Consider the following 17,889-nt stretch of genomic DNA (forward strand, 5'->3'; position numbering starts at 1 on the left):
TTACTCCTCAGTTAAAGTACCGGCAGGCTCTTCCTCCCTGTTTTCCGGATCAATGTAATCTATAATAAAGTTATTTCTGCCTTCGCCCACCATAATGCCCAGGTGCTTCATCTGTACCAGTTCCAGCATGCTCAGGAACAGGAAAATGGCATGGACCCTGTCTTTACAGTGATCAAATATTTTTTCGAACGACAAGGTGCGTTCTGCCTTAGCAAGCTCTTCCATGTACATTCTGGAGCCTTCCATGGTATAATCATATTTGTATACCACGTGCTGGGGCTTATGATCACGCGCTTTCATGCGCTGAATGACCTTTTCAAAGGTCTGCGCCAGCTTAAACAGCGTCAGGGTCTGAATTTCCGTTCCTTCACTGGTCACTTCCCCGATTTCCGCCAGCTCTTTTGCAATATTACCACGTTTGATATGCAACATCCTCTCAGCCTCCATTTCCGCCATCTCAGCTGCAGCCTGTTTATACCGCTTGTATTCCAGGATCTTATCTATCAGCTCCATCCGCGGGTCTATTTCATTCCCCTGCTCGTCCAGTTCCTTGCGGGGCAGCAGCATTTTAGCCTTAATACGCATCAGAGTTGATACAAAAAGGATAAACTCGCTGGCTAACTCGATGTTCAACGATTCGATATGATGGATGTACTGCAGAAATTCCTGCGTAATGGTATTGATCGGGATATTATAGATATCCAACTCATCACGTTCTATAAAGAACAACAAGAGGTCAAAAGGACCTTCAAACTGCGGTAATTTTATTTTGTAGGAAACCTGTTCACTCACTTGATGATGTTTTTTTATGCGAAAGGCGCAGAGCTACAACGCGAAGACTTTTACTCCTTTTGCTGCTCTGCGCCTCTGCATGATCAAAAATAACAAAATTCCGGCTAATCAGAATTTAGCTGCAAAACCTACCCCTATTACCTGTTTCACCTGCAATCGGGGCCCCATCACGCCTGTTTTTTTGTTTTCAAACACTTTTACATTATCATCATATATCATATCTACGTTGAGCACGGCAGAGATATACCTGTTCACCTTCAGTTCAAACGCATTGGTAAAAAATACTACGATGTTCTGCGGGTTGTGAAGATAATTGGAGAACAGGTCCAGCCGGCCTTTGTAGGTCACATTTTTAACTACTGTTTTCACATAGTTGGCAGACAGGTAAGCACCAATTTCATATTTGAAGTATTTACCGGTATCCACGCCATAAGCCCCTTGTTTGGAGAGCAAATCATCTGCTACAAAAACAAAGCGGGAAGTAGCGGGGGAGAGGAATAAAGAGAACTCAGGCACTGGTTTATAGTCGAAACCCGGAGACAGCAGCACATAAGCAGGAGCAAAGAACTTAGACGACAATTGTGGAGGAGCCTCTGAAGAATACAGATAACCATTGGTAAACTGTGTACGGAGGTTTACCAGTCCGCTTACATACCAATGCCGGCCGATATCATAGCCGTATTTGGAAGTGAGGTCTATACGGTCATCGCTTTTACGGCCGCCCAGACTGGTTGTATTAATGTATCCATAGGCCAGGTCGGCTACGTTATCCCAGGCGCGGCGGCCTTCTTTGTAAAACGCCCACGCATATACGGTGGAACCCAGGGAAAAGGAGAAATTGTCTCCACCGGCAGCCCAGTTGGTCAGCGTTCCCTGATTAATATTCACGTTCAGGTTCAACCCTTTTCTCCATATCTGGGTAGAAGTATCCTTATCATCTTTCTTGATTTTTTTGGCGGTTTCTTCCCGTTGGGTCTTTATCCAGTCGTTTTGTGCCTGTACTGTCATAAAGCACAATAAACAACAGGCAATGGACAAAGTAAATTTTCTCATCAATGTATTTTTTTTGATTAACATAAACATATAAACACAGCATTCAGCGTCACGCCTGGGAAGGGTGAGGCTGAATGCTGTGAGGGATATAAACGGATAATTATTTTTTTCTCAACTCATCACGGATCTCCATGAGCAGTTTTTCCTGTGCAGTGGGTTCTGCCGGAGCAGGCTCAGGTTTTCTGTTGATTTTGTTCACAAACTTCACCAGCACAAAGATGCAGAAAGCGATAATCAGGAAGTCGATGATACTCTGGATGAAGGCACCATAAGCGAATACCGCTACTCCTTTGGCTTTGGCATCTGCCAGGGTTTGAATGTCTCCCTTGCTTGTATCCAGCAACACAAAATAATCGTTGAAATTTTTGCCGTGTGTAAATAAGCCCACGAGTGGCATCAGGATGTTATCTACCAGCGATGTAACTATCTTTCCAAAAGCGCCTCCAATGATCACACCCACAGCAAGATCCATCACATTGCCCTTCATGGCAAATTCCTTAAATTCTTTGATGAATGACATAATGCAAGGTTTTATTTTGGTTAAAACAAGACGACGAAAATAGCGTTTAATCGCGGAACAGCTTAATTATTAGTGTATTATTTCTTTAAACGGGGATATTTCATGTTCAGTGATTTCAGTGTATCCCTTAACGTTAGTGCCACAATATACTCCTTGTACCAGTTATGGTCTGCCGGTACAATCATCCACGGAATATCGTTACAGTATTTGAACGCATCTTCATAAGCATCCATATACTGGTCCCAGAGTTTGGCTTCTTCAAAATCACTTTCATTGTATTTCCACATTTTACGGTGATCTTCTGTCCGTTCTATCAGCCTTTGCTGTTGGGCTTCCTGTGATACATGCAGGTAAAATTTGAGCACCTTTGTGTTGTTGTGTACTGTAAGCAGCTTCTCGAAATCATTAATAGCCTCCATTCGTTTACGGGCCATTTTATCGTCGATCCATTTGTGCACTCTCTGTATCAATATGTCTTCATAATGAGAGCGGTTAAATACCTGGATCATTCCTTTAGCCGGCGCATGCTGATGTACCCGCCACAGGAAATCGTGGTCAGCTTCTTCGGCAGTAGGGGCTTTGAAGGAATGCACCATTACGCCTTGCGGGTTCAGGGTACCGGTTACATTCTTGATTACACCATCTTTTCCGCTGGCGTCCATTCCCTGAATAACCAACAATATGCAATGTTTGTGTTGTGCATATAACAGATTTTGCAACTCGTCCAGTTCCTGTAAAATTTCCTGTGTGGCGGCTTTTATTTTTTCCTTGTCTATTTTCTTAGGTGCAGTAGTACTGATGGCTGACAACTTGATCTTACTCATGGATTAAACTCTTTGTCAATGAATTTAACAAAATCAGTCCAGAAGTGTTGTATCGGATGATTTATATTTTGCGCAGTAGGGTTATATTCACACCTTTGTAGTCTTAAAAAAATGCCGCTTTGAACCACAAATTTGCCCACTGGGGTGTTTTTCTGTTGCTATCCCTCACCTGGGGTAGCTCTTTTATCTTAATGAAGATCGGACTGGAATCATTTACACCCTATCAGGTAGCCAGCTTAAGACTGGTAGCTGCGGGTGTGGCTTTGTTACCCTTCCTTCCCAAAGCTCTCCGGCAAACGCCGGTCAACAAATTACCGATCATTTTTCTCTCCGGCTTACTGGGCAATGGGCTTCCGGCTTTTCTTTTCTGCGTGGCAGAAACAGAAATAGACAGTTCCCTTGCCGGTATTCTCAACTCCCTAACACCGCTGATGGCATTGCTGACAGGTTTGATCCTTTTCAAAAGCCCTATCAAAAAAGCACAGCTAACGGGAGTATGTGTTGGCTTATTAGGTGTAGTACTACTTTTCAGCTCCAAGGGTATCAGCGCCGGTGGCCACTGGTATTATAGCCTGTTGGTGGTGGTAGCCACTATCAGCTACGGCACTAATATCAGTCTGGTACATCATTACCTGAAGGGATTCGGCTCGTTGCAACTGGGGTCTATCGCTATGTTTTTTTGTGGACTGATCACTTTTCCCATATTGTGGTTTAGTGACTTTTTTCCACAGTTTGCGACAGATCATGCTCCATGGCGTTCATTGTCGGCAGGGTTGATATTAGGGGTGATGGGCACCGGTGTGGCAGCTGTATTATTTTATCTGCTGATCAGACGTGCAGGGTCTATGTTTGCTTCGATGGTTACTTATGCGTTACCGGTAGTGGCTATAGGCTGGGGATTACTGGCTCATGAGCCGATTACCTGGGTGCAGGTGTTGTGTATGGGTATTATTCTGTTGGGGGTATATATGGTTAATCGGGCTAAAACAGCTTCCTGATAAATAAAAAAGCGGAGAGACCAGTGCCGGTCTCTCCGCTTTTTTATACGTTTATCTGATACAATAACTGTTTTTAAACAGCCAGGATCTCTTTTTCTTTCACTTCGCAGTGTTTGTCTATCTGCACGATGTATTTGTCGGTCAGTGTCTGAATATCTGCTTCTGCACCTTTGGCGGTATCTTCGCTCAGGCCATCTTTCTGCAATTTCTTGATACCTTCAATTGCATCGCGGCGGATGTTTCTGATCGCTACTTTAGCCTGTTCCCCCTCATTATAAGCCCTTTTCACAAATTCCTTCCTTCTTTCTTCTGTCAGTGGCGGCAGGAAAAGGCGAATAATGACACCATCATTCTGAGGGTTGAGACCAATGTTGGAGGCGATAATAGCCCTTTCGATAGGTTGCAGCATATTTTTTTCCCAGGGCTGAATGGTCAGGGTACGAGCATCCGCTATACTTACGTTTGCTACCTGGTTAAGCGGAGTAGGGGAGCCATAATAATCCACGGCAATACCGTCCAGTATCTGGGGGTTAGCTTTACCCGCCCTTATTTTTGTGAGTTCCAGCTCCAGGTGCCCGACTGCTTTAGCCATCGAACCAGCTGCATCATCCATGATAAGCGTTAGATCGTCTTGCATAACATAAATAGTTAAGTGCCTGCAAACCTACAGGATTTCTTTTAATCGTCAAAGTGACAGATACAAGAATGGCGTTAGAAATACCTGCTTTACAACCGTAACCGTTGAAAGGGTATGTATATCGCCATGAATGTTATTTGTCCTGCAACACACCTTCGGTAGTAACCCTTAGTATTTTAGGAGGAGCGGCGCTTGTGTTAGCCGACGGGGAGATGGCAACAGCTGGTTGAGGGGCCTGTTTCCGTTTGCGGGCCACATACAGGAAACTGGTAAACACGGTGGCTGTACCTACTACGAGCACTGTAAGAACAGTGGTACCCAGTCCCTGGAGCATAAAAGCAGCAGCGATAAAGATAGCGTTCACGGTTACGGATACCAGGGTAGTTTGTCTATGGTCCAGCTTCAGGTCCAGCAAATAGTGATGGATATGATTCCGGTCTGCAGAAAATGGAGATCTTCCTCTCAGCATACGTACAGCAAATACCCTCAGGGTATCAAAAAGCGGTACGATGAGGATAGCAATGGCGACAGCAGGAGTAGCGTCCACCGGCATTTTACTGGCAGGGTTACCGGCTACGTCAATAAATTTCAGTACCAATACCGCATTCACGAGTCCGATCAGCAGGGAACCGGTGTCGCCCATAAAAATACGGGCAGGAGAAATATTGTAAATCAGAAAGCTGGCCAGGCCGCCGGCGAGGGCAAAACCCAATACAGCATAAGTGATTTCACCTACATGCAGGAAATATGCACCCAGGATCGCACTTACCAGCAAACCAATACTGCCGGCATGTCCGTCTACCCCGTCTATCAGGTTAAAGGAGTTGATCACCACAATAAAGTAAAAGTAGGTGAGCATCAGGCTGATATTAGCAGGCAGGGTGGTAATACCCAGAAAACCATACATGCTGTTGATTTGCAGATTGCCCAGATAGATAACTGCGAAGGAGGCCACTAACTGACCGATCAGTTTTTTTAACGGAGAAAGGCCTACGATATCATCTTTCATTCCCACCATGAAGATGATAAAAAAGGCTGCCATCATATACTGAAATGGCGAATTTTGTACGGTTGGAACACATACCGCAGCAGCAATAATAAACCCTGAGAAGAAACCGATTCCCCCGAGCGTTGGTATGCGTTGTTTGTGCGTTTTCCTTTCGTCCGGTTCGTCGTATAGGTGTTTCAGATCCGCCACTTTAATCAGTATTGGAATTGAAAAATAGGTTACAACAAAGCTTAGGACGGTAGCAATTAAAACATTCTCCATTAGTGGGGCTTATTTTGCAAAGATATTAATTTCAATGAAATGTGTAAAAGAAACACTAAAAAAATCAGGATTTTTAATACTTTGAGATCGCAAAAACAACATTCAACGCCACAAAATCTAGAAATTCAATTAGTTTTGCGGCACAAAAATCATCAAGTATCATGCCACAGCTTCAGGATATTGCTACCCAGGTTAGAAGAGATATTGTACGAATGGTACATGGCGTTCAAAGTGGTCACCCAGGTGGCTCTTTAGGTTGCGCAGATTTCTTTACTGCACTCTATTTTAAGGTTATGAAGCATACGCCACAGCCTTTTGACATGGACGGCCGCGACCAGGACCTTTTCTTCCTCTCCAATGGGCACATTTCCCCTGTTTTCTATAGCGCGTTGGCCCGTTCCGGTTATTTCCCGGTAGCTGAACTTGCCACATTCCGCAAATTAAATACCCGCCTCCAGGGCCATCCTACCACACACGAACACCTCCCGGGTGTACGCATGGCTTCAGGATCCCTCGGCCAGGGCATGAGCGTAGCCATCGGCGCCGCACTGAGTAAAAAACTGAATAACGATAAAGGCATTGTTTTCTGCCTCCATGGTGACGGTGAACTGGAAGAAGGACAAATCTGGGAGTCCGCTATGTTTGCGCCACACCATAAAGTAGACAACCTGATCATTACTATAGACCTCAACGGCCAGCAGATCGACGGTACTACCGACGCTGTAGCCGGCCTCGGCGATGTAGCAGCCAAATTCGAAACCTTCGGATGGACCATCCTCCACATGGACGGTAATGATATGAACGATACCGTAGCTACACTGGAAAAAGCCAAAAGCCTCACCGGACAAGGCAAACCTATCGCCATTATCATGAAAACTATAATGGGCAAAGGAGTTGACTTCATGGAAGGCCACCACGAATGGCATGGTATCGCCCCCAGCGATGAACAACTCGCGAAAGCACTGGCTCAACTGCCGGAAACACTGGGCGATTATTAATAACCCAATAACAAAATTCTAAAAATAAAAAGCAAAGGAGCGAAGATGATTCGCTCCTTTGCTTTTTATATACTGTCTATCATGACTGTTCTACTTATCAGGTAGCCTTTAACGTTATTGCTTCCTCTGCCGCTCTCCTCGCAGGATACCAGCTGGCCGCCAGACCAATCACCAGAATGGTAATAAACACCAGCCCGAAATCAGCCAGATGCATGCTCACAGGATAAGCATCTACCAGAAAGGAAGTACCCTCCAGCTTAATAATACCAAAATGCTGTTGAATCAGACAGAAACCTCCTCCTAATACAAAACCCAGTAAGGTCCCGATACCCGCAATAATCAACCCTTCAGCCAAAAATATTCTCATAACCAGCGACTTCCGGGCACCCATCGCTTTCAGGATAGTGATATCCTTTTCCTTCTCTATCACCAGCATATACAAAGACCCGATCATGTTAAAAGCAGCAATGATCATAATAAAACTGAGGATCACATATACCGCCCATTTTTCGGTCTGCATAATCGCATAGAGCGACTGATTCTGTTCATACCGGGTTTGCACCTTATACTGCCCACCCAGCAGCTGCTGCAGCCGGTTTTTCAGTACGTTTTGGTCGGTACCCTGGGCCGCAGCCACTTCCAGTGCCGACATCTCGTTAGGTGCCATCTCCAGCAACTTCCGCAGAAAATCGATATGGGTTATAACATACTTGCTGTTGAATTCCTGCTGGATGGCAAAAGTACCCACAGGGTAAAGCACCCCATTATTCAGGGCATCTTCCGGGGTAACAAAAGCATTCACCTTTCTGCGGGGCACATAAACAGTCACCGGCACCAGGCTATGTACTACATCCACCCCCAACGCACCTTCCAGCTCCAGTCCCATTACTGCCCGGTAAGCCGTTTCATCTCCAATATCAAAACGCCCCCGGACAATATTGCTTTTAACATCCGTTACTACGTTGTAATTGCTGTCCACCCCCTTCAGGATCGCAATGGTGGGCTCATCTCCGTAACGCAACACCGCTTTTTCCTCCACTACTTCAGAATAACCAGCCACGCCGGGCACACGACCGATAGCCTGCAGTTGTGCAGGCGATAACAAAATCGTTTTGCCCGTGGCCGGGGCCACCTTAATAGCAGGATAAAAAGAAGAATACAGGGATTTAACCAGGCCCTCAAATCCGTTGAACACGCTTAAAATAACAATCAGCGCGCCTGTTCCTATCGCAATGGCAGCCACACTTACCCAGGCAATGATATTGATGGCATTGGTCGATTTTTTAGCCCTGAAGTAACGGGAAGCAAACTGCCAGACCATACATTTTACTTATTATCCCCTTTGATATGGGAATCGTCTTCCTTGATTTTCTTAAAGAGCTCTTCCATCTTGAATACATAATCCAGTGTATCATCAAGGAAAAAGGCCAGCTCAGGCATACGACGAAGTTGTTTGCCTACTCTTAACCCAAGGGCTTTTTTAATCTCGCCCATTCTCTCTTTTATACGTTCCAGCATCTCTTCGGGAGACTTTATCTGGAACATGCTCAGGTAAACCTTAGCCTCCAGCAGGTCAGGCGTCATTTTCACAGCAGCAATGGAAATCATTCCACCCTCTACCACGTTAAACCCCATCCGCTGAAACACATCGCTCAGTTCCTCCTGTATTAATTGTCCAATTTGCTTTTGCCTTTTAGTTTCCTGCATCGCATTCAGTTTTAATCATTAGTAATACAGCCCATATGCACAATAATAATATATTTACCGCACAGCGCCCAATCAGGCTGCTGCTCCCAACAGCTCTGTTATATGCGAAATTAACCATTTCCTGGAAAGATTGGGCGAATTGCCGGCAGGGGGTCGCTTAATTATACTATTTTTGCATGCTAACAAAAAGCAAGTGTAAAAGCATCAGGAATGAAGACTTTCAAGCGATTACTGGGATATGCCACCCCTCTGCACCACTATATTCCGGAATATGTAATTTATACCATCATCGGTATCGTTTTTGGCATGGTCAATTTCGCCATGCTGATCCCCCTGCTAAACGTTATTTTCAACCAGGTGTCCAGTACGCCGGAAATATTGCCCCACCCGTCTTTTTCCTTTACCATCACCTACTTTATCGATCTTTTTAATTACTATTTCAATTATTTCATCCGCAGTAGCGGCTCTAAAGAAAGTGCACTGTACTTCGTTTGTGCTGTCATTGGTGTATGTATCACCATCGCCAATCTCGGACGCTACATGAGCGGCCGCGTGGTGACCCGGATGAAAATGACCATGCTCTCCCGGCTCAGAACCGACATCTATAAAAAATATACTGAACAGTCGCTGGGCTATTACAGCGAAAAACAGAAAGGTGATCTCCTCTCCGTTATGACCAACGATGTACAGGAAGTAGAAGGCTCCGTGGTAAACTCCATTCAGGTGTTGTTACGCGATCCTTTTATCATTATCGGTTACTTCGCGGCACTCTTTTACCTGTCCGTTAAACTAACCCTGTTCACCATCATATTTTTCCCTATATCCGGCGCACTGATTTCCTACATTTCCAAGAAACTGAAACAGAAAGGATGGTTCAGCCAGGAGCTGCTGGGCAAGATCCTGAATGTATCAGAAGAAACACTGGGAGGTATACGCATCATCCAATCCTTCACTGCCGCCGTTTTTATGCAGAAAAAATTTGGTGACGTAAACCATCGTTTTGTTACCGTCAGCAAATCCATGTTCAATCAGCGGGAACTGGCTTCTCCGGTATCTGAGATCCTGGGTGTGATGGTAGTGATCGTACTGGTGATCTATGGTGGTACCCTGGTACTGCATGGCAGCGATCTGCTCACCGGCGCCACTTTCATGACCTATCTGGTTTTTTATTCCCAGATCATGCAACCGGCGAAAAACATTTCTACCGCCATCACTACCATGCAACGTGGCATGGTGGCTAGCGAGCGCATCTTTAATATTGTCGATGCACCAGTGGCTATCCAGGAAAAACCTAATGCCAAAGCCATTCATGCTTTCGATGATAAAATTGAATATGATCATATCTCCTTTAAATATGACCAGCATTATGTGCTGAAAAATGTGAAACTAACCATTCCCAAAGGCCAGATGATTGCGTTGGTAGGCCGCAGCGGTGCCGGTAAATCAACGATGGCCGACGTCCTGCCTCGTTTCTATGATGTCAATGAAGGAGCTATTCGTATAGACGGTACCGATATACGTGACCTCCGGCTGAATGATCTGCGTTCACTGATAGGAATCGTATCACAGGAAGCTGTATTATTCAACGATACTGTATTTAACAACATCGCTTTCGGACATCCGGAAGCAGACCGGGAAGCTGTAATCCGTGCTGCCAAGATTGCCAATGCACATGAATTTATTGAACAGCTGGAAAGCGGATACGATACTCCAATAGGAGACCGCGGCCTCAAACTGAGCGGTGGCCAGCGTCAGCGCCTTACCATCGCCAGGGCCATCTTTAAAAACCCTCCCATCCTGATACTGGACGAAGCAACTTCTGCACTCGATACTGAATCAGAAAAACTGGTGCAGTCCGCTCTCGACCAACTGATGCAAAACCGCACCACTATTGTGATTGCACACCGTTTGAGCACTATCCAGCATGCCAACGAAATCATCGTGATGGACCAGGGTGAAATAAAAGAAAGAGGTACCCACGAAGATCTGCTTAGCCGCGAAGGCATTTACCACAAACTGGTGGAAATGCAGGAGTTTAAATAAAAATTACGAATTACGAATTACGAATTACGAATTACGAATTACGAATTACGAATTACAATAATCAATAGAATTCTTTCTGATTCATTGTAATTCGTAATTCGTAATTGCCTCGAAATCCCCATCTGGCCTACATCTCCATCCCCGTTTTGGTATCGTTTTTGTTATACCCTTCTTTGATAATGCCAACCAGCTCTTTGCAGCTCTTGTATTCTTTAACCTTTTAACATAGCGAACTCCTATGATTTCTATCGTAATTCCTGTATTAAACGAAGGCGCAACCATACGCCAGGTAATAAAAACCGTTAAAAAAACAAGCCGCAAAATTGAGATTATTGTGGTGGACGATAATTCTACTGACAACACGGTAGAAGAGGCCATGAAGGAGGATGTAAGAGTCATTACCAGTAGCCAGCGCGGCAAAGGCATCTCCATGAGGGAAGGCATGATGGCCGCCAAACATGAAATTATCGCTTATGTAGACGGTGATATTCTAACCTATCCGGACAATATTGTAGAGCTGTTGACCGGTCCGATCGAGCGCGATGAAGCAGACTTTGTCAAATCCTACTTTGAAAGACAAGCGGGCAGGGTCACACAATTGGTGGCCAAACCACTGTTGAGCATTCTGTATCCGGATCTCGCGCATTTTCAGCAGCCACTCAGCGGAATGATTGCCGGCCGAAAATCACTTCTTTCCAGCGTACAATTCGAAAATGATTATGGAGTAGACATTGGTTTGCTGATTGACATGCACCATCTGGGTGCGCGCATTGTGGAAGCCAATATCGGCAAAGTGGAAAACGCAATGCAGACCTGGGAACAACTCAGCAAAATGTCGCGGGAAGTATCCCGCACCATCCTGCGTAAAGCAGAAAATATCCCGCAGGAAAACCTGGAAACACTGGGTAATATCAACCTGATCAGGGAACAAATGGAGTACTCCATCCTGGAGTCTATCGACAAAATGCAGAAGATGGTTATCCTCAACCTTGACCACGCTGTATTCACACAAAACTATTTCCAGTGGGCAGCCATTGCATTTGATCAGGAGGAAGCACTACAGAGAATTTTAGCAGAGGAAACGGAGACGGCTACACGATTACATCAGATAGCTGCGCTTTTTGAAGGCCGCAATATTGCGGAACTACTGGAAGTAGCAGACGCTATCCCGCTGGTGCCGGGCATCCGCGAGGTAGTGCAGGAACTGAAGAAAAGAGGGTATGCCTGTGGACTGATCACTGATGGATTCGGCATGGTGGCCCGTCATATCAAAAACAAGCTTGGGATGGATTTCGTACTGGCGAACAAGTTACACCTCGTCAACAGTGTTGCTACCGGTGAACTAACAATACCGGATTATTTCCTGCAGGACGGTGAATACCGTAAAAGTGCCATCCTGCCTTATGTTGCATCACAATACAAGATCCACACGCAAAACATTATTTACGTAGGTGACGGTAAACAGGACACCCAACTATTAATGGAAGCCGGTATTGGTGTTGCGTTTTGTCCACAGTATCAGCGTGCATATGTAGAAAAGGTTGCCGACAAAATCATTACTGGTCTGTCATTGGAGCCACTGCTGGATATTGCGCCTGCAAGTCCGAAGAAAAAGTTTGGTATCAGTCTGCCGGCCATCAGCAAGAAGCAGGCGAGAAACATTGGTATAGGCAGTCTAGTAGGATTGGCAGGAGCGGGGTTAGTATATTTTGCCATGCGTCAGATGCGCAGTAAACAAAAAGAACGTTGTTAATAACAGTAGTCTATAAACGAAAAAGGGATTTGAATATTCAAATCCCTTTTTCGTTTATAGTAATCTTTTTTATTTACTTTTTGCCAGTTTGGCTTCAATACTTAAAGTAGCGTGCGGAACGGCTCTGAGACGTGCTTTATCGATCAGTTTACCGGTTACACGGCAAATACCATAAGTTTTGTTTTCGATGCGAACCATGGCTTTTTCCAGGTGATCGATGAACTGGATCTGACGGCTGGCCATCTGATTGAGTTGTTCTCTTTCCTGAGAGCCACTACCATCTTCCATGCTCATGTATTTGTTTTCGGTATCATCAGTGCCCGCTTCATCTCTGCGGGTGATAAGTCCTTGCAGATACACCAGTTCTTTTTTAGCGAACTCCAGTTTTTTCTGGATCAGTTCCCTGAACTCTTGTAAATCTGTATCACTATATCTGTAGAGGGGGCCCGCAGCAGGTTCCGGCTGGTCCAGTACTGATTTGGTAAATTCAGGCTGGTAAGCTACCTGAGCAGGTTTTCCACCTTTTTTCTCTGTTTTTTCGGTTTTCTCAGCTTTTTCAGCTTTTTCCGGTTTTTCTGTTTTCTCGGGTTTCTCGGACTTCTCGGATTTAGCTGATTTTTCTGCTTTTACCGCAGGTTTTTCGGCTGCTTTTTTAGTGGATTCTTTCTCCTTAGCAACTTGTTCCTTAGTATCTGCTTTCTTTACTGCCATTGTTTTAAGTTCTTTTTCTTCTGACTTAGAAATTAATGGTTTCTCTTTTTCTGCGGCAACACTTTTAGTGACCACTTGCTGCTTTACAGCAGGCTCTTTTTTAACGGTCGTTTTTGCAGGTACAGCAACTTTCGGGACGGACGATGTTTTACTGTTTACAGGAGCCTTTTTGGGGGTAGCTGCAGTTTTTTTGGCTGCGGCCTGGGCAACGGCTTTGCTAGCTGCTGGCTTCTCTACTGCTTTTTTGGCGGCTGCTTTTTTAGAAGCAGCGGGCGCAGCCTTTTTGGCTGGGGCAGGTTGAGCCTTTTTCGCAGTCGTCACCTTCTGGGCTACAGCTTTAACAGACTGAGCTACCTTTTGGGTCGATTTACCAGCAACTTTCTTTTTTGTTGCCATGGGGGATTAGCTTTTTTTGTTAACTAATACATTAAATTTAAGGTCATTCACCTCTATTTCTGTTCCGCCCTGTAATTGCTCCACTAAATCCAAGCTATCTGCCAAAATTTCCGTGCAAATATAGTTATTATAGTTTATAATCGCCGATTTGAGCGAGTCTACGCTCTCCACAGCCACTTTAATTCTGTCAGTCAGTTCGAAGCCGCTATCCTTTCTGATTTTCTGAATGCGGTTTACCAGCTCCCTGGCATTACCTTCATCCAGCAGCTGTTCTGTAATGGTAATATCAAGCGCTACCGTTAAAGCACCCTTATTAGCAACTGTCCATCCAGGAATATCTTCGGAAATTATCTCAACATCAGAGAGTTGTATCTGTATCTGTTCTCCTTCTACTGCCAGGTTGAAATGGCTATCGCGCTCAATAGAGGCGATATCTGCATCTGTAAACGCACTGATAGCAGCAGCGACTGCTTTCATTTTTGCTCCCATTTTGCCTCCGAGCGACTTGAAGTTAGGTTTAATCTTTTTCTTGATAAAACCTTCCGTTTCGGTAAGATAATCAATCCCTTTGACATTTACCTCACTTTTTATCAGATCCTCTACTTTTTCCAGTTGTACCTGCATATGATTGCCGGAAACAGGAATCAGCACCTTCTGTAAAGGCTGCCGAACCTTGATATTCACCTTCTTACGCAAGGATAATACCAGTGATGAGATATCCTGCGCCAGCTGCATCCGCTCTTCCAGATCGGTATCGACCGCAGCAGGGTTGGACACCGGGAAATCAGTATGGTGAACGGATTCCGCCGTATGACGTCCGCTAACTTTGTTGAGGTTGTTAAACAACCAGTCTGTGAAGAATGGGGAAACCGGGGCCATCAATTGTGTAATTTTTTCCAAACATTCGTATAATGTCTGGTAGGCACTGATTTTGTCCTGGCCATATTCCCCTTTCCAGAACCGGCGACGGCATAAACGCACGTACCAGTTGCTCAGGTGCTCATCCACAAAAGTTTCAATAGCCCTGCCCGCCTGGGTAGGTTCGTAATCATCAAAACTGCTGGTCACATCCTTTATCAGCGTGTTAAGCACAGAAATAATCCAACGGTCTATTTCCGGACGCTCTTCCAGTGGAATATATGCTTCGCTGAATGTAAACTTATCAAGATTAGCATACATAGCGAAGAAATTATATGTATTGTACAGCGTGCCGAAGAGCTTGCGCTGGGCTTCGCCAATACCTTTCACATCAAACTTCAGGCTGTCCCATGGGGAAGCGTTGGTGATCAGATACCAACGAGTGGCATCAGCACCAAACTGTTCAATTGTTTCAAATGGATTCACCACGTTGCCGAGGCGTTTACTCATCTTCTGGCCGTTTTTATCCAGCACCAGACCATTGGAAACAACTGTTTTATAGGCAACACTATCAAAAAGCATTACACCGAGCGCATGCAGCGTATAGAACCAGCCACGGGTCTGGTCCACACCTTCCGCAATAAAATCAGCCGGGAAAGCTTCTCCCTTCTCGAGCAATTCCTTGTTCTCAAATGGGTAGTGCCACTGAGCAAAAGGCATGGCTCCACTATCAAACCATACGTCTATCAGGTCAGGCTCACGGCGCATAGGTTTACCGGATGGGCTCACCAGAATGATCTCATCCACATAAGGTTTATGCAGGTCCAGGATACCTTCGTGCAGATAGGATTTGTTGACGTCGCCACCCAAAACTTCATTGGCTTTGCGGATTTCCGTATTCAGTTCCTCAATGCCACCGATGCATACTTCCTCAGTGCCATCTTCTGTACGCCAGATTGGCAAAGGAGTACCCCAATAGCGGCTGCGGCTCAGGTTCCAGTCCACCATGTTTTCCAACCAGTTGCCAAAACGACCGGTTCCAGTAAATGCTGGTTTCCAGTTGATGGTTTTGTTCAGTTCCACCATCCGGTCTTTCAGTGCAGTAGTTCTGATGAACCAGGCATCCAGCGGATAGTATAATACCGGCTTGTCTGTACGCCAGCAGTGAGGGTAGGTGTGTTCGTATTTTTCTACCTTAAAGGCTCTGTTTTCTTTCTTCAGTTTTACAGCGATGTCTACGTCTACATCTTTATAGTCGGGATCATCTTTGTAATTTTTAACATATCTGCCGGAAAATTCTCCTACGTTGTCAGTGAATTTACCTTCACGATCAACCAGGGTCAGAATGCCGATACCATATTTTTTACCAACACGGTTATCATCTGCACCAAAAGCAGGAGCGGTATGTACGATACCGGTACCGTCTTCTGTGGTAACAAAGTCACCCAGGATTACACGGAACGGATCGCCTTCTTCCGGCTGAGTATATGGCAGCAGTTGCTCATAACGGATATTTTCCAGTTTGTTACCCTGGAAGCTGGTCAGGATTTTCCAGGGGATCACCTTGTCACCTTCCTTATAAGCAGCGAAATCAGCATTTTCTCCTTCCGCCTTGAAATATTTGCCGAGCAGCACCTTTGCCATCACCACGTTTACCGGGAGATGGGTATATTGGTTGAATGTGCTTACCAGCACGTATTCTATATTAGCGCCAACGGTGAGACCCAGGTTGGAAGGTAATGTCCAGGGAGTAGTGGTCCAGGCCAGGAAGAAAACTTCCGGAGAATCAGCTGCATCAAACAAAAACTGTGAATTTTCAGCTTGTTTTGCCTTAAACATAGCCACCACAGTAGTATCTTTCACATCTTTATAGGTACCGGGCTGGTTCAGTTCGTGTGAACTGAGGCCGGTTCCTGCTGCTGGTGAATAAGGCTGAATGCTGACACTTTTATACAGCAATCCTTTCTTATACAGCGTCTGCAGGCTCCACCAGAGGGATTCGATATATTTATTATCAAAAGTGATGTATGGATCTTTCAGATCTACCCAATACCCCATTTTACGGGTAAGGTCATCCCATTTGTCTTTATATTTCAGTACTTCTTTACGGCAGGTCTCGTTATATTCCGCAATAGAGATTTTCTTTCCGATATCTTCCTTGGTAATACCCAGGCTTTTTTCCACGCCCAGCTCTACCGGCAGGCCGTGAGTGTCCCATCCGCCCTTGCGTTTTACCTGGAAACCCTGCATGGTTTTATAGCGGCATACCAGGTCTTTCAGGGTACGTGAAATAACGTGGTGAATGCCCGGCAGGCCATTGGCGCTGGGTGGTCCTTCATAAAACACAAATGGAGCAGCGCCTTCCCGCACTTCCACGCTTTTTTCAAAAGCCTGGTCAAGCTCCCATTGCTGCAGTATATCTTTCTCTATCTGAGGTAAATTCAGCTGGTTATATTCCTGATATTTGCTGGACATAAAACAATTCCCCGCCCTTTGATGTTAATAAGACAATAATTGATTAAAATTGTGCGAAGTTAAGAAAATACGGCGGCACCTAAAGGGGCAACTTACCCAAAAACGGAGCTTTTAAAATATTTTTCGTAAATTTTCTGGTAATTTACAATAATCAGTATTTGTTTTACGTTTTTGGCATTGTTTTAGCTCTTTGCCGGGAAGAAAAAGGAAAAACCTAAGTTTTAATTTTAACCCAACGCGGATAAAAACCATATCTGATTATGAAAAAGTTGACGTTAATTTTTTGTGCAGTATTGATTACTTCCGGCATAACTTTTGCACAGCAAAAAAAATCAGTTAAAAAAACAAAAACAGTTGCGAAAAAGGTGGAAGCACCTGCAACCGTTAAAAGTTCTTTTGATCAGGCCTTTGCCGGAACTACAGATGCGAAATGGACCAAAACCAGTGCTGGTCACTGGAGCGTCAGTTTCCTCAAAGACAATATACAAACCACAGCAGAGTATGATGCAGATGGAAAATGGATAGCCACCAGAAGCACATACGACGCACAAACACTGCCGGGATCAGTGGCTGGTACACTGAAAGCTAAATATCCGGCTGCCACCATAAAAGATGGCTGGAAAATTGAAAGAGCAGATGTGGCTGCTTATTATAAAGTAAACATTCAGGACAATGGTGCAGAGAAAGCAGTGTTGTTGAACGAAGCCGGCACCGTCACTGAATAATTCAAACTCGTATTTCATAGGTATAGGGATAAATAGGACAGACCCTGCTCTTTTGGGCGGGGTTTTTTCATTTTATATACCCCTCCTGGCATACACTGCTGTCCTAATGGTAACCAGGTAATAAGCTCC

At 45.0% G+C, this 17,889-nt stretch carries 15 protein-coding genes; 5 read left to right on the forward strand and 10 right to left on the reverse strand.

From position 1 onward, the window contains the following. The 4 genes from DF182_RS11255 to DF182_RS11270 all read right to left on the reverse strand — a co-directional run bounded on the left by DF182_RS11255 (position 1) and on the right by DF182_RS11270 (position 3,189). A complete protein-coding gene (locus tag DF182_RS11255; protein ID WP_113615718.1) occupies positions 1 to 792 on the reverse strand; it encodes a segregation and condensation protein A in 792 nt (263 codons plus the stop codon). A 108-nt stretch (positions 793 to 900) separates the two neighbouring features. Next, positions 901 to 1,845 (reverse strand): DUF3078 domain-containing protein, encoded by a 945-nt coding sequence (locus DF182_RS11260; protein ID WP_113615719.1) that lies wholly within the window; start codon positions 1,843 to 1,845, stop codon positions 901 to 903. A gap of 100 nt (positions 1,846 to 1,945) precedes the next feature. Continuing rightward, positions 1,946 to 2,365, reverse strand: a complete 420-nt coding sequence (gene mscL, locus DF182_RS11265) for a large conductance mechanosensitive channel protein MscL (RefSeq protein ID WP_113615720.1) — start codon at positions 2,363 to 2,365, stop codon at positions 1,946 to 1,948. 77 nt (positions 2,366 to 2,442) lie between these two features. Further along, a complete protein-coding gene (locus DF182_RS11270; RefSeq protein ID WP_113615721.1) occupies positions 2,443 to 3,189 on the reverse strand; it encodes a PPK2 family polyphosphate kinase in 747 nt (248 codons plus the stop codon). 119 nt (positions 3,190 to 3,308) lie between these two features. Here DF182_RS11270 and DF182_RS11280 point away from each other — a divergent pair, with 119 nt between their 5' ends. Further along, entirely contained in the window at positions 3,309 to 4,187 is an 879-nt protein-coding gene (locus tag DF182_RS11280) for a DMT family transporter (RefSeq protein ID WP_113615722.1), read from the forward strand. 73 nt (positions 4,188 to 4,260) lie between these two features. On the opposite strand, the gene frr is transcribed toward DF182_RS11280, so the two are convergent. Together frr and DF182_RS11290 are read right to left on the reverse strand one after the other, a co-directional pair. Then, the gene (frr, locus tag DF182_RS11285; protein WP_113615723.1) at positions 4,261 to 4,824 is read right to left on the reverse strand and encodes a ribosome recycling factor; all 564 of its coding nucleotides are present in this window, start codon (positions 4,822 to 4,824) and stop codon (positions 4,261 to 4,263) included. 133 nt (positions 4,825 to 4,957) lie between these two features. Next, on the reverse strand, positions 4,958 to 6,022 hold the full coding sequence (locus DF182_RS11290; RefSeq protein WP_245957409.1) for an MraY family glycosyltransferase: 1,065 nt from the start codon (positions 6,020 to 6,022) through the stop codon (positions 4,958 to 4,960). 233 nt (positions 6,023 to 6,255) lie between these two features. Between DF182_RS11290 and DF182_RS11295 the strand changes: the two genes are divergently transcribed. Then, positions 6,256 to 7,092 carry a transketolase gene (locus tag DF182_RS11295; RefSeq protein WP_113615725.1) on the forward strand — a complete coding sequence of 279 codons (837 nt, stop codon included), beginning with the start codon at positions 6,256 to 6,258 and terminating at the stop codon, positions 7,090 to 7,092. Positions 7,093 to 7,189: 97 nt separating this feature from the next. Here DF182_RS11295 and DF182_RS11300 read toward each other — a convergent pair whose 3' ends face one another. After that, positions 7,190 to 8,413: an FtsX-like permease family protein gene (locus tag DF182_RS11300; RefSeq protein WP_113615726.1), complete on the reverse strand. Its 1,224-nt coding sequence runs from the start codon at positions 8,411 to 8,413 to the stop codon at positions 7,190 to 7,192. A gap of 5 nt (positions 8,414 to 8,418) precedes the next feature. Next, the gene (rbfA, locus tag DF182_RS11305) at positions 8,419 to 8,799 is read right to left on the reverse strand and encodes a 30S ribosome-binding factor RbfA (RefSeq protein WP_113615727.1); all 381 of its coding nucleotides are present in this window, start codon (positions 8,797 to 8,799) and stop codon (positions 8,419 to 8,421) included. A gap of 210 nt (positions 8,800 to 9,009) precedes the next feature. On the opposite strand from rbfA, the gene DF182_RS11310 reads away from it, so the two are divergent. Next, positions 9,010 to 10,842 carry an ABC transporter ATP-binding protein gene (locus DF182_RS11310; RefSeq protein WP_113615728.1) on the forward strand — a complete coding sequence of 611 codons (1,833 nt, stop codon included), beginning with the start codon at positions 9,010 to 9,012 and terminating at the stop codon, positions 10,840 to 10,842. Between the two features lie 238 nt (positions 10,843 to 11,080). Further along, positions 11,081 to 12,595, forward strand: coding sequence for a glycosyltransferase (locus DF182_RS11315; RefSeq protein ID WP_113615729.1), 1,515 nt, complete (start codon positions 11,081 to 11,083; stop codon positions 12,593 to 12,595). A 69-nt stretch (positions 12,596 to 12,664) separates the two neighbouring features. Here the strand turns inward: DF182_RS11315 and DF182_RS11320 are convergent, their stop codons facing one another. Both DF182_RS11320 and ileS read right to left on the reverse strand, forming a co-directional pair. After that, entirely contained in the window at positions 12,665 to 13,702 is a 1,038-nt protein-coding gene (locus DF182_RS11320) for a TraR/DksA C4-type zinc finger protein (RefSeq protein WP_113615730.1), read from the reverse strand. Positions 13,703 to 13,708: 6 nt separating this feature from the next. Then, on the reverse strand, positions 13,709 to 17,035 hold the full coding sequence (ileS, locus tag DF182_RS11325) for an isoleucine--tRNA ligase (RefSeq protein ID WP_113615731.1): 3,327 nt from the start codon (positions 17,033 to 17,035) through the stop codon (positions 13,709 to 13,711). A 260-nt stretch (positions 17,036 to 17,295) separates the two neighbouring features. On the opposite strand from ileS, the gene DF182_RS11330 reads away from it, so the two are divergent. Further along, a complete protein-coding gene (locus DF182_RS11330) occupies positions 17,296 to 17,760 on the forward strand; it encodes a PepSY-like domain-containing protein (protein WP_113615732.1) in 465 nt (154 codons plus the stop codon). Positions 17,761 to 17,889: the final 129 nt, after the last annotated feature.

It is taken from the genome of Chitinophaga flava, assembly GCF_003308995.1.
Classification (GTDB): domain Bacteria; phylum Bacteroidota; class Bacteroidia; order Chitinophagales; family Chitinophagaceae; genus Chitinophaga; species Chitinophaga flava.

What these genes read in the sequence shown, in the direction of transcription:
- DF182_RS11260 (WP_113615719.1), bottom strand. Translation starts at nt 1,845, where the DNA reads ATGAGAAAATTTACTTTGTCCATTGCCTGTTGTTTATTGTGCTTTATG.
- mscL (WP_113615720.1), bottom strand. Translation starts at nt 2,365, where the DNA reads ATGTCATTCATCAAAGAATTTAAGGAATTTGCCATGAAGGGCAATGTG.
- DF182_RS11270 (WP_113615721.1), bottom strand. Translation starts at nt 3,189, where the DNA reads ATGAGTAAGATCAAGTTGTCAGCCATCAGTACTACTGCACCTAAGAAA.
- frr (WP_113615723.1), bottom strand. Translation starts at nt 4,824, where the DNA reads ATGCAAGACGATCTAACGCTTATCATGGATGATGCAGCTGGTTCGATG.
- DF182_RS11295 (WP_113615725.1), top strand. Translation starts at nt 6,256, where the DNA reads ATGCCACAGCTTCAGGATATTGCTACCCAGGTTAGAAGAGATATTGTA.
- DF182_RS11300 (WP_113615726.1), bottom strand. Translation starts at nt 8,413, where the DNA reads ATGGTCTGGCAGTTTGCTTCCCGTTACTTCAGGGCTAAAAAATCGACC.
- rbfA (WP_113615727.1), bottom strand. Translation starts at nt 8,799, where the DNA reads ATGCAGGAAACTAAAAGGCAAAAGCAAATTGGACAATTAATACAGGAG.
- DF182_RS11310 (WP_113615728.1), top strand. Translation starts at nt 9,010, where the DNA reads ATGAAGACTTTCAAGCGATTACTGGGATATGCCACCCCTCTGCACCAC.
- DF182_RS11315 (WP_113615729.1), top strand. Translation starts at nt 11,081, where the DNA reads ATGATTTCTATCGTAATTCCTGTATTAAACGAAGGCGCAACCATACGC.
- DF182_RS11320 (WP_113615730.1), bottom strand. Translation starts at nt 13,702, where the DNA reads ATGGCAACAAAAAAGAAAGTTGCTGGTAAATCGACCCAAAAGGTAGCT.
- ileS (WP_113615731.1), bottom strand. Translation starts at nt 17,035, where the DNA reads ATGTCCAGCAAATATCAGGAATATAACCAGCTGAATTTACCTCAGATA.
- DF182_RS11330 (WP_113615732.1), top strand. Translation starts at nt 17,296, where the DNA reads ATGAAAAAGTTGACGTTAATTTTTTGTGCAGTATTGATTACTTCCGGC.